This window comes from Wocania ichthyoenteri Th78 (genome assembly GCF_000789235.1).
Lineage (GTDB): Bacteria > Bacteroidota > Bacteroidia > Flavobacteriales > Flavobacteriaceae > Wocania_A > Wocania_A ichthyoenteri.
Genome location: NZ_KN525716.1, coordinates 844,870 through 857,401, shown reverse-complemented (window position 1 = coordinate 857,401; position 12,532 = coordinate 844,870). Strand labels below are relative to the sequence as shown.

At 30.6% G+C, this 12,532-nt stretch carries 12 protein-coding genes and 1 tRNA gene; 5 read left to right on the top strand and 8 right to left on the bottom strand.

The window, feature by feature from the left end; genetic code table 11:
- Positions 1-37 precede the first annotated feature (37 nt).
- On the top strand, positions 38-469 hold the full coding sequence (locus RG22_RS03645) for a DUF5606 family protein (RefSeq protein WP_034040962.1): 432 nt from the start codon (positions 38-40) through the stop codon (positions 467-469).
- A 65-nt stretch (positions 470-534) separates the two neighbouring features.
- On the opposite strand, the gene RG22_RS17555 is transcribed toward RG22_RS03645, so the two are convergent.
- Both RG22_RS17555 and RG22_RS17955 read right to left on the bottom strand, forming a co-directional pair.
- Positions 535-1,377: an IS3 family transposase gene (locus tag RG22_RS17555; RefSeq protein WP_034040219.1), complete on the bottom strand. Its 843-nt coding sequence runs from the start codon at positions 1,375-1,377 to the stop codon at positions 535-537.
- A gap of 23 nt (positions 1,378-1,400) precedes the next feature.
- Entirely contained in the window at positions 1,401-1,835 is a 435-nt protein-coding gene (locus RG22_RS17955) for a transposase (RefSeq protein ID WP_034040217.1), read from the bottom strand.
- Between the two features lie 151 nt (positions 1,836-1,986).
- Here RG22_RS17955 and RG22_RS03630 point away from each other — a divergent pair, with 151 nt between their 5' ends.
- The 3 genes from RG22_RS03630 to RG22_RS03620 all read left to right on the top strand — a co-directional run bounded on the left by RG22_RS03630 (position 1,987) and on the right by RG22_RS03620 (position 4,249).
- Positions 1,987-2,658, top strand: a complete 672-nt coding sequence (locus RG22_RS03630) for a Crp/Fnr family transcriptional regulator (RefSeq protein ID WP_034040960.1) — start codon at positions 1,987-1,989, stop codon at positions 2,656-2,658.
- A gap of 73 nt (positions 2,659-2,731) precedes the next feature.
- Complete coding sequence (locus RG22_RS03625; protein WP_034040958.1) at positions 2,732-3,610, top strand: anti-sigma factor; 879 nt, start codon at positions 2,732-2,734, stop codon at positions 3,608-3,610.
- An 81-nt stretch (positions 3,611-3,691) separates the two neighbouring features.
- Positions 3,692-4,249, top strand: coding sequence for a TlpA family protein disulfide reductase (locus RG22_RS03620; protein ID WP_034040956.1), 558 nt, complete (start codon positions 3,692-3,694; stop codon positions 4,247-4,249).
- Here RG22_RS03620 and RG22_RS03615 read toward each other — a convergent pair.
- The 6 genes from RG22_RS03615 to RG22_RS03590 all read right to left on the bottom strand — a co-directional run bounded on the left by RG22_RS03615 (position 4,241) and on the right by RG22_RS03590 (position 9,326).
- On the bottom strand, positions 4,241-5,404 hold the full coding sequence (locus tag RG22_RS03615) for a lycopene cyclase family protein (protein ID WP_034040954.1): 1,164 nt from the start codon (positions 5,402-5,404) through the stop codon (positions 4,241-4,243). The genes RG22_RS03620 and RG22_RS03615 overlap by 9 nt on opposite strands.
- A 14-nt stretch (positions 5,405-5,418) precedes the next feature.
- Positions 5,419-5,868 (bottom strand): sterol desaturase family protein, encoded by a 450-nt coding sequence (locus RG22_RS03610; RefSeq protein ID WP_034040952.1) that lies wholly within the window; start codon positions 5,866-5,868, stop codon positions 5,419-5,421.
- A gap of 8 nt (positions 5,869-5,876) precedes the next feature.
- Positions 5,877-6,716, bottom strand: a complete 840-nt coding sequence (locus RG22_RS03605) for a phytoene/squalene synthase family protein (protein WP_034040951.1) — start codon at positions 6,714-6,716, stop codon at positions 5,877-5,879.
- 5 nt (positions 6,717-6,721) lie between these two features.
- Entirely contained in the window at positions 6,722-8,185 is a 1,464-nt protein-coding gene (locus RG22_RS03600) for a phytoene desaturase family protein (protein ID WP_034040949.1), read from the bottom strand.
- Positions 8,186-8,231: 46 nt separating this feature from the next.
- Positions 8,232-9,131, bottom strand: coding sequence for a MerR family transcriptional regulator (locus RG22_RS03595; RefSeq protein WP_034040947.1), 900 nt, complete (start codon positions 9,129-9,131; stop codon positions 8,232-8,234).
- Between the two features lie 110 nt (positions 9,132-9,241).
- A tRNA-Leu gene (locus RG22_RS03590) sits at positions 9,242-9,326 on the bottom strand.
- Positions 9,327-9,731: 405 nt separating this feature from the next.
- Between RG22_RS03590 and RG22_RS03585 the strand changes: the two genes are divergently transcribed.
- Complete coding sequence (locus RG22_RS03585; RefSeq protein ID WP_034040945.1) at positions 9,732-12,287, top strand: DUF4955 domain-containing protein; 2,556 nt, start codon at positions 9,732-9,734, stop codon at positions 12,285-12,287.
- The last annotated feature ends 245 nt before the right edge of the window (positions 12,288-12,532 follow it).

Genomic DNA, 12,532 nt, shown 5'->3' with positions numbered 1-12,532 from the left:
CAATTGATATTTGCCACTTTTAAAAAAAAAATAATTTATGGGTTTAGATAAAGTATTAGCTATTTCTGGGAAACCAGGTTTGTATAAACTAATAGCACAAACAAGAGGCGGTTTTGTAGCAGAATCGTTAATAGATAATAAACGTATATCTGTAAGTGTACAACAAAATGTTAGTGTTTTAAGCGAAATAGCTATTTATACATTAACAGAAGAGGTTCCTTTAAGACAAGTTTTCACTACTATTAAAGATAAAGAAAAGGGAGGGCAAACAAGTGTTAAGCCAAAAGATAGCAAAGATAAATTAGAAGAATATTTTTTTGATGTTTTGCCAGACTATGATGAAGATAGAGTATATGCAAGCGACATCAAAAAGGTTTTGCAATGGTATAATTTATTACATCAACATAATATGCTAAGTCTTTTAGATGATGAAAATAATGAGGTAAAAATTCATGATGAAGAAGAGTAATGCAAATTAATTATTGTCTAGTCCTAAATAATCGATACAGATTAATAAAGGATTAAATTTATAAATTAAACCTGAACAATATTACTATTGTTCAGGTTTTTTGATTTATATCGTTTTGGTTTTAAAGTGTTTTGTTGATGCATTTGTATTGGAGTTAACATGTTGTTAGACCAATGCGGTCTTTTTTTATTGTAAATTTTTATTGCATTTTTAATTAAAATGATCCTTAGCTTTAAATCCACATTGTGTTTCGCTATACCAAATTCTTGTTTTAAAATACCATTTATACGTTCTGCGATAGCATTTTCATAAGGATCATATTGTTCAGTCATACTTGGTTTTATAAAGTTATCTTTTAGTTTTTCTTGATAGTCATCAGAACAGTATTGTAAACCTCTATCAGAATGATGAATCAAACCTTTTTGTTTATATTTTCTGTTTTTAATAGCCATTTCCAAAGCTAATATAGAACCAGATGCATTTAAACTGTTAGATACATTATACCCTACAATCTTCTTAGAATAAGCATCTGTAACCAAAGCGAGATAAGATGGATTTTTTCTGTTTCCTGTGTATGTGATATCACTAACCCAAACTTGTTCTGGTTTTTTAATTTCTAAAGTACTTATTAAGTTTTTGTGTTTTCTAAAACGATGATGTGAGTCTGTTGTAACATGATAACTTCGTTTTGGTTTTATAAGTAAATGGTTTGCTCTTAGTATTCTAAAGAGTTTATCTCTACCAATATTTAAAGCTGTTAATTGTGTTTTCAGTATATGATAAAGCTTTCGAGTTCCAAGATTTGGCATGGATATGCGAACGGATTGCACTAGTGCTATTACTTTTTGGGCAACACTTTGTTTTTGTCTTTTGGATTGTATCGACCTATAGTAAACCTGTCTATCAATCCCGAGTAAATAACAGGTAGAAACTACTGTTTCTTTGTGGGCTTCTTTGAAGCGGTCAATAACTCGGGATTGTAATTTTTTCTAACATCAATATTATATTCCTTTTCGACCATATCAACCATCATATCAAAAAGAATCACTTTTTTATCTGCGCGTTCTGCTAGATATTCAGCTCTTGCTTTCTGCTTTTCTAATAGTTTTACTTGCTGTTCTAATTCTAAAATACGTTGCTCGGGAGTTGTAGACATACTGGTGGAGATTTGTTCTTGCCAGTCAAAGTTACCATATTTTTTTAACCATCTGGTAATGGTCGAACCAGCTTGAATGCCATATTTGTCACGTGCTTGGCTTCTAGTTAGAAATCCTTGCTCTATTTCTTGGACAACTTCTAGTTTAAAAGAAAGGGAGTAATCTTTTTGGGTACGCTTAACGTAACCTGTGTTTTCTGATGTTTTCATTACACTAAAGTTTTAGTGTATCGCTATTTCAGGACGGGACATATTTTTATATAAAAAAAAACCTCTATAAACGGAGGTTTTTTTACGCCTTATTTTGTAAGGAGTTAAACCTAAAAGCGACCTTAAAACACTAACAAAAACTATTTGCAAAATGAAATCACTTTGGTTCTTTGATGATGTGAATCTTTTTAAAGTATTATGTCCCCATAAGTTTAAAGCCTACAAAGCTGAGCATGATTTTGATGCCTACAAAAAGAAAGACTATATATATTTTGAAGAAGACTCAGCAAATAAAGTATATCTTATAGAAAAAGGAAAAGTAAAGATTGGTTATTATAGCGAAGCAGGAGATGAAGTCGTTAAAGCTATTTTAACTCGCGGCGAATTGTTTGGAGAAACCGCTATTTTAGGAGAATCTATTAGAGAAGAGTTTGCCCAATCTATTGATAATACTACAAGTATTTGTCCAATATCAGTAGATACTATGCATGATTTAATGCGAAATAATCAAACTTTTAGTTTTAAAATATATAAAGTTATTGGTTTCAAATTAAAGAAATTAGAACGTCGACTTCAGTTATTATTATTTAAAGATGCTAAAACACGACTTGTTGAATTTTTAGATGAGTTATGTTCAGATTATTGTTACGACTGCGAAAAAACTGGAGATAAAGTTATAAATCACCCTTATACTCAAAAAGATATAGCTTCACTAATCGGCACATCTCGACCTACTTTAAATATTCTTTTAAATGAGTTAAAAGAAGAGAAAGTTATCGAGTTTTCAAGAAAAGAAATAAGAATTCATAAAAAAATTGCTTAATGTTAGATGGCTAACATTTTATAAAATTATTGTGCTATACTTTTGAAATATAAATAATTTTAAAAAAATAGCGATGATAAAAAAAATGTTTTTTGCAATATTAGCAATAGGAATTTTAACTACATCTTGTAGTAATGATGATGAACTAACTACTGCTGGTTTAACTTTAAACTTAACAGGTTTAGAAGAATTAGGTAGCGATTATGTTTACGAAGGTTGGATTATTGTAGATGGAGCTCCAGTTTCTACAGGAACTTTTTCTTCAGTTGCATTTCCGCAAACTTTTATTGTTGACGCAGCTCAATTGGCAAAGGCTACAAAATTTGTACTTTCAATAGAACCTAAAGTAGATTCAGACCCTGCTCCAGCTGCGACAAAAATTTTAGCTGGGGATTTTTCTGGTAAATCTGCTGCTGTAAGCTCTAAAGGTATTGTTGCTGATTTTAGTACAGCTTCTGGAAAGTATATTTTAGCAACTCCAACAGATATGGATGATACTAACGAAGCTAGTGGCGTTTGGTTTTTAGATAACACCAATGCACCACCTCCTGTTGCTGGATTAAGTTTGCCAGAACTACCTGAAGGCTGGAAGTACGAAGGTTGGGCTGTAGTAGACGGTAAGCCGTTAAGTACTGGAACATTTACAAAAGTTGCAGCAACCGATGATGCAGCTCCGTTTAGTGGTAGCGAACCTTTACCAGCACCAAATGGAGCAGATGGATTTTTTCCTGGAGAAGACTTTTTACAAAATGCACCAGCCGGGGTTACTTTTCCAACAGATTTAAAAGGCGCAACCATAGTAATTTCTGTTGAGCCAAGCCCAGATAATAGTCCAGCACCATTTACATTAAAGCCTTTAGCTCATGTAGTTCCTACAGATGTGATGAATCATACTGTTTTAAATATGGGAACTGGCCCAGTTGTTTCTTTAGCAGGAACAGTATCTAGATAAAAAGTATTTTAAATACTTTGTTTTTGTTAGATTTGAAGCATAGTTTCGACTTAGAAACTATGCTTTTTTTATTTAAGACTTATGAAGATTACCAAATCAAAAAGGAATAATATAATTTTTTTAATTGTTTTTGCGGTTTTATTAATTCCGCAAACACGAAAACCTATACAAGTATTTTTACAAAAAGGATTGGCGCTAATTAGTCCGCCAGTAATAAATGAGAATAAGCAATCTAGTATAACAGACTACAATTGGAAGCTTAAAAATGAAAGCGGAACAATTCTCAATTTTGAAGACACTAAAGAAAAAGTTGTATTAGTAAACTTTTGGGCAACGTGGTGTCCGCCATGTATTGCAGAAATGCCGAGTCTTCAAAAACTTTATAATGACTATAATAATAAGATTGAATTTGTATTTGTTTCAGATGAATCGTTTAAAACTATTAATTCATTTTTAGAAAAGAACAACTATACTTTTAAAGTTTATAACGAAGCTTCAAAATCAGAGTTCTTTAATGTAAGAGGTATTCCAAGAACGCTTTTAATCGATAAAGAAGGCAAGGTTGTTATTGATAAAACGGGGGCTGCCAATTGGAATAGTGATTCGGTTAGACAGACTATAGACGATTTATTAAAATGATGTTTTGCTAAAGTGTTTTAAAAATGCTTTTATAAAACTCCAAGAAGATAGTGACCACATAATTTTTAATTCTTCAAAAAAAGTAGATTCTTCATCAAGAAATTTAAACATGGTCTCCACTGAATTTTTAGCATAAAACTGTTGAAAAATCCATTCACCTTTATGGTTTTCATCTTTTAAAACCTTTAAAAATACTTTATCGTAAAACTTGTATTTTCTTTTAAATAAATTATTTGAAGGTGTTTTGTTAACTTTAATATTCTCAATAATTTTAGCAACTTTTTTTTCGGTGTGTTTAAATGAGTAACCTGTTGATCCTTTTACCCAACCACCACCAGTACCAATTTTAGTAATGCGTTTTGTGTTGTATTTATCAAAAGGAAAATTAGTCATTGGTATTTGCCCAGTTTCGGTTTCAATAATAATATAACTATCAATTTTTAAATACTCTTTTATATAATTTTTGATGTATTCATCGTAACTTTCGTCATTTACAAGTTGTTCAGTAAAATAAGTAAACTCTACTAAAGCTTCGGTTTTAGAGAAAGGTAATACATAAGTGAATGTAGTTTGATTGCCGTCTTTTAAACGATAATCCATCATAATAACTTTACTATCATCAAAAACATCGGTTTTAGTTTTAATAACCCATCCTTTAAAATGTTGTGTTATGGAAATGCTTTGTTTCGAATATTCTGAAAAATTTTCAGGAATTCGACTATCAAAAGCATGAGAAGTCGTAAAAGTATTTTCTTTGGTCGTTATAAATACGTTGTCGTTTTCTTCTTTAACCGATTTTACGCTGTCTATTATAAAATGAATATTAGGATTTTGTTTAAGGCGATTTTTAGCTTCTTTATAAAAATCAATAGAACGAATAGATTTATATGTATAAGGTTTAAGCTCCAAATCGATTGTTTTTTTTGAAGTGATAACTGAGGCTTTGTTCCAAGATTTATGGCTGATATTATTCCATTGCGAAGGTTCTGTTTCCCAAAAACTCCAAGTTTTATCATTAACGTTTTTTTTAGAAGAATCAATTAACGCAATTTGCTTATTATCAAAAAAAGCATTGGAAGCCATTTTTAAAGCCAGTTGTAAACCCGCTAAACCATTTCCTATGATAATGTAATCGAAATGGGTATTATTAGACATCTAAAACAAAAAGTTTACTTTTTAAAATATTTAAAAGGCACAAACAGCATTCCGAAGCATTCACCTTTTTCTTTTCCTAAATGTTTATGATGTATTTTATGAGCGCGTCTTACACCTTTTGCATACCAATTATTGGCATTTCTAAAGAGTTTAAAACGTTGGTGTATAAAAATATCGTGCACAATAAAATATGATAAACCGTAAGCAAAAATGCCTATTCCTATGGGCAGACCAATCCACAAACCGTTATACTTCCAAAGTAAAAAAAATGTAATACTAACTATAGCGTAAAAAATAAAAAAAGCATCATTACGCTCAAACCAACTGTCGTGGTCTTTTTTGTGGTGATCTTTATGTAAACTCCACAGAAAGCCATGCATTACATATTTATGAGTAAACCACGCCATAAATTCCATAAAGCAATAAGTACTTAAAAAAACAAGTATCCAAAGTAAAGTTTGCATGCTTAAAATTACATTAATTTTAGTTGATATTTTATATAACTGCGCATTAAAAGTTCAACTTTTTTAGGATTTGAGACTCTAATACGTGCATTTTTAATTTGTAAGGCTGGTGTTTTTTTTAATTTTTTCAATAACTGTCTGTAATATCTGTATGCCATAAATACACCAAATTTAGCTTCGTTGGGTAGTTTTTTTATGCCAATTAATCCTTTTTCGAAATCTAACTCTATGTCGTCAATTATCTTTTGTTTTGAAGTTTCGTCCAGATTTTTTAAATCGGTATTTGGAAAATAACTTCTCTTTAAACCTTCAAAATCTGCTTTTAGATCTCTTAAAAAGTTCACTTTTTGAAAAGCAGAACCCAAAGCCATAGCAGTTTCCTTTAGCTCATTATATTTTTCGTTATCACCTTTGACAAATACCTTTAAGCACATTAGCCCAACAACATCAGCCGATCCATAAATGTATGCCTTGAATTCTTCTTCGGTTAAATATTTAGTTTTGTATAAATCTGTTCTCATGCTATTCATAAAAGCATCTACTAAATCCTTATCGATGTTGTACTTATGGTAAGTATGTTGAAATGAATTTAATATAGGATTTAAGCTAATTTTATTTTTTAAAGCAAGTTCTAAATCTTCATTAAATCTATTAAAAAGTTCTTCTTTGTTATAATCGTGAAAAGAATCTACAATTTCATCTGCAAAACGCACAAAACCATAAATATTATAAATATGAGATCTGATACTAGAATAAAGCATTTTTGTAGCTAATGAAAAAGATGTACTATAGGTTTTAGTTACAAGCTTGCTTGAGTTATAAGAAACGGTATCAAAAAGTGATTTCATATGTTTTAACTATGATGTTTAGTAATTAAATTTGCTGCCAATTTCCCTGATATTAACGATGGTGGTACTCCAGGACCAGGTACAGTTAATTGTCCAGTAAAAAATAAATTTTTCACTTTTTTACTTTTTAATTTGGGTCTTAAAAAGGCTGTTTGTGATAATGTATTAGCCATACCATAAGCATTACCTTTATAAGAGTTATAATCTTTTATAAAATCGTTTAAACAAAAACTTTCTTTAAATATAATATCATTTTTTACATGTTGAGAAGTTAAATTCTCAAATCGAGATATAATTTTTTCAAAATACTGGTCTCTAAGTTCTTGTGTATCTTCAATACCTGGTGCTAACGGAATTAAAAATATACCAGCTTCTTTTCCTTCGGGAGCACTACTAGAGTCCGTTTTACTTGGGAAACTAGCATAAAAAAGTGGATTTTCTGGCCACTTAGGGGTATCGTAAATGGCTTTGGCATGCGTTTCAAAATCAACATCAAAAAACAAAGTGTGGTGATTTACATGTTTTAATTTTTTATTAAACCCAACATAGAATAAAAGAGAAGAAGGGGCGAATGTTTTTTTGCTCCAATATTTTTCTGAATATTGTCTGTACGGTTTGTCTAAAAGTGTTTCGGTATGATGATAATCTGCACCACTTAACACAATATCTGACAGATAGGTTTTACCGTTTGAAATGATGCCTCTAGCTTCTCCATTTTCAACTATAATTTTATCAATTGGTGATTCGGTTTTAATATTTACTCCAAGTTCTTTTGCTAAACTTTCAATAGCTAATATAACTTGATACATCCCTTTTTTTGGATGAAAAGTACCTAAGCCAAAATCGGCATAATTCATAAAACTATAAAACGATGGTGTATCGCTAGGTTTTGCTCCTAAAAATAAAACAGGAAATTCTAAGATTTTAATTAATCTGTCATTTTTAAATTCTTTTCTAACATCTCTTTTAATGGTGCTAAAAAATTGATTTATTTTTTTTATAGTTGTAGGTGTAATAAGCTCTAACGGAGAAATTCCTGGGTTGTAGACTAAATCTTTTATAGCAACCTCATAATTATCTTTAGCGTCTTTTATAAACTTATTTAATTTTTTAGAGCTACCAGATTCCTCTTTTTCAAAGGCTTTTGTGATTTTTTCTAGTGTGTCTTCAATGGTTATAAAATCGTCTTTACCATAATAAACGCTATAAGCAGGATTTAGCTTTTCTAAAGCATAATATTCTGAAGGTTTTTTGTTGAAATCTGAAAAAAATCGTTCAAAAACATCAGGCATCCAATACCAAGTTGGACCAATATCAAAAACAAATCCATCTTTTTTAAGTTGTCTTGCACGACCACCTATAGTTGCATTTTTTTCAAATATTGTTACATTACAACCAGCTTTTGCTAAGTAGCAAGATGCTGCTAGAGAAGAAAACCCGGAACCAATTATATTTATAGTTTGTTTCATTTGTTTAACAAATATACAAAAATGCTAAACAATATTATAATAATATTTATAAATCTTTAACTAAACTTTCTATTGAATTGTAGGTTTTAACTTTTTCTGGTAGATTATATAGTTCAACTGAAGATAATTTTGATCCTAAAATCCTAAAATCAGAAGATGTATTTTTTAAAAGTAACTCATTAAATTTATTAATATAGTTTTGAATATTTTCAGCTTCAGGATATACTGTAAAATAAGATACAAATGTAATGTTATCAAAAAACTCAAGTAAGTTTATTAGACTGTCCATAGGCACGCTTTCTCCAAGAAAAATAGTGTGGTAACCTTTGCTTCTTAATTGATAATTTACAAATAGTAATCCAATATCATGAATTTCATTCTCTGGTAAAAAGAGAACAAAGGTTTTAGATTTTGGTTTTGGTTCTAAACTTTGTAATCTTTCAATATTTAATAGAATTTTTTGCTTTATGTGTATGGATAAAAAATGTTCGTGTGCAGGTGTAATGGTGCTTGTTTGCCATAGTAAACCAATTTCGTTTAATAAAGGTAAAAATACAGTATAGAATATTTCACTAAAGGTTTTGTTTTCTAGTAGGTTATTGTATGTACTGTAAAAAAGAACTTGATCAAAATTAATCATTGCCATTTTTAAAGCATTAATGGCATGGTCTTCAACTTTTGCTCTAGATGCAATTTCTCTAACTTTTATAGGTATTTCTTCTTCTTTTAAATTAGCAATTTTAGAGACTTTAAGTCCATTATTATTTAGATAAGATATATTTAATAGCTTTTGTAAGCTAGTTAAACTGTAATTTCTAATGTTAGTTTCTGTTCTATTCGGACTAAGTAAATTATATCGTTTTTCCCAGATTCTTATAGTATGAGCTTTTATACCAGTAAGATTTTCTAAGTCTTTTATACTGAAGTTAATCTGAATATTGTTCATTAATAATCAATTTATGTTAGACAAAAGTAATGATAATAATTAATAAATTGATAAAAATTTAATGAAATAGAAGAGTTAAGTTAATTGAAGAATAGTTTTTTAAGTAAAAGTGCGCACGAGAAGATTCGAACTTCCACATCCTAAACGGATACTGGCCCCTCAAGCCAGCGCGTCTACCAATTCCGCCACGTGCGCAAAAATAAAGTGTATAAAATAGAAAAGTTAAGTGAACTATGCTTAACAAGTATAAGCGCGATTAACGCGTCTTATTTGTATTTTAAAAATTAAATGAACTTGAATGAATGCTATTGCATTTAAAAATCAAATATAATCATTGTTGATGTTTACTATATCAAAATAAGCTAAAAAATTATAGAAATTATATTCATTCTAATCGTTTTAGCGGCTAAGTTCCAAATTATTTTGTTTAAACAGATTGGTGTTTTATTGTTAGCTTTTTAACAGTGTTAAGTTTTGTTTGAATTAATAATTGAGCTCAACTTAAAATACCCCCTTTTTTGGTCTGTTTATACCTGTATAGTATTTGGGTTCATTTGTAAATTTGATTCTAATAAATAATTGTTATTAACCCGCATTATTATGAATGTTATTCTACGTTTTACACTGTTTTGCTTATTTCTATTTCAAATACAGTTAGAAGCGCAAAACCCAAGCACCTTATATCAAAACTGGACAGATGCTCAAGTTAATAGCACCGTACCTATATTACCAACATTTAGTTATGCAGGATATCATAATGGAGAGGTTGGTTTGCCAAATTCATTTACACAACAAACTTACAATGTTACAGATGCCACTTATGGTGCTATAGCTAATGATGGTATTTCTGATAAATCAGCAATTATGGCTGCTATTGCTGCCGCAGAAGCAAATCCAAATGGTGGTATTATTTTTTTTCCTCCTGGGAGATTTGTAGTGAATGATGGGAATATTGATGATTTAAGTGAAGTTATAAGAATATCAAAAAGTAATATTGTAATTAAAGGAAGTGGATCTGGAATAGGAGGTACTGAGTTATATCAAAAAGATAATACCACGCATCCAGATATGGCAACTAAAGATTGGGTTTGCCCATATTTATTTATGTTTTGGAATGGAGAGGATTCTGCAAACAATTTTATTACAAATGTAACAGGAAATGCTGACAGAGACACCTATTCCATAGAAGTAAACAATGCTTCAGGGATTTCTGTAGGGCAATGGATAGAAATGTATATTAAAGATACTAATTCAGCATTGTTAACTGAAGAACTTTCACCATATACCACAGCAGACCTTTTTGAACCACAGAATTTAAAGATTGTTAATGATGGTGTAGAAGTTAGGGAGATTCATAAAGTTGTTAGTAAAAGTGGTAACACTATTACGTTTAAAGAACCAATTCACAGAGAAGTTAATGCTACTTACAATTGGAAAATTAATAATTTCAAGGCGCTTGAAGAAGTAGGAATTCAAGATTTAAAATATACTGGAGGTTTTACATATAATCATATACATCATAGAGCACCACAAGAATTATATCCAGGAGAACCAGTAAGTGGACCACATGCGTATTTAAGTTCGTCAGGATGGAGCGGTATTCAATTTAACCATGTTATAAATGGGTGGATTTCAAATGTAGAATTTTCAGATATGTCTCAAGTGGCACAGTTTAAATTTTCTGCATATTGTACAGCTTTAAATAATACATATACAGGAAATCCAGGGCATAATTATATAGTAACAAACTCTGCAACGGGATGTTTTATTGGTAAAAATATTGATAATACGTTGGGTATTTGGCACGGGTGTGGTGTAAATGCGGTGTCTATTGGAAATGTTCTTTGGAGAAATGAGAGTCCACAAAACGGAAATTCAGGTATGGAAATTCATGCAAGTCAACCAAGGTCTACTTTGTTTGATTTTTGTAAGGGTGGTTTCTTCTTTCAACAAGGAGGGTCAGCAGGAGCGTTACCAAACCACCTAAGACATATGGTGTTGTGGAATTTTGAAGGTGTATCGTATCAAAGTTCAGGTGTGAAATCTTGGAGACCAAATTCTGAAACGAAATATGCTAAATTTTTGATGCCGATTATATCAGGATTGGAAGGATTTACTATGTCAACAGAAACAAATCAATATCAAGAAAATGAATCTCAAGGTACACATGTTGACGAAGAATCTTTATATGAGCATCAATTAGAATATCGTTTAGGGACGTTACCAAGTTGGATTAATGAAGATGCTCCTAGTCCTTTTTATCCTCTTTTTCATTATGAAGATTTCGGAGCTGCAAATCAAGGATACTCCGTTCAGGTCATAGAAAATCCTGATTCTCAAGATGAAGCTCAAATAGGAAAGCGAGTGAGTGATATTCCTGATGCAGCAGATTCTAATAACGAGTTTACAGTCACACGACCTGTAAACAGAATTCCAGTAAATCAGCTAAGAGACCAAAGGGCGCTTTCTATCGTAGGGACTTCTTCTAATACTAATTATGAATTGGAAGCTTGGGTAGTGATGCAAACAGTAGATGTTTCAACCAATAACCCATATATAAGTGTTGACGATACTTATAAGTATGTAAGCTTTTGGACAGAGCAAAGGTACGCCAATGGAGGTATTTCGGCTTTAGAAGTATTTGTTTCTACTAATTATACCAACAATGTTACTACTGCTAATTGGACTAATGTCACCTCAAGCCTAAATCAAATTGCAACATCTGGTCTAAATGCACAAACTTATATTGAATCTGTTTTAGATATTTCGGCTTATACGAGTACAGCATTTACTTTAGCCTTTAAATACACAAGTAGTCCGTCTGCTTGGTCTCCAACAAATAGAAATGGCACGTTTTATATTTCTGATGTTAAATACTTTGTGTCGAGTGCAGCTTTATCAAATGAGTCTTTTGAAGCAGAAATTTTAATAAAAGTATACCCAAACCCAGTTTCTAATACGCTCCATATCCACGTTGCTAATAACTCATTTCAGATGCATTCTGTATCTTTATTTAATATAACGGGAAAGGAAGTGTGTAGTAGTAAGAAGGTTAATAATATTGATGTTTCAAAAATAGCTAAAGGTATATACTTTTTAAAAATCAAGGAGGCTCAAAATGGAATAATTATAACGAAAAAAATTATAGTACGTTAGTTTAGTGTAAAAATCACATTAATACCTGTTAATTAGTTGGATGAGCTTAACTCATTACTATCGTTTAATAAAGAATCCTTATACGTTTGTTTTCTTAGATAAGTCTATATAATATTATAGAAATACATAGTTTATTAATTTTTATTGTAATAGAGGGGGTTGAATTAATTTTCAATCCTTTTTTTTGAGCAGAAACATACTCTATTTTGATTAGTTAACACCCTGTTTTTTTAATCGTGTGTGTG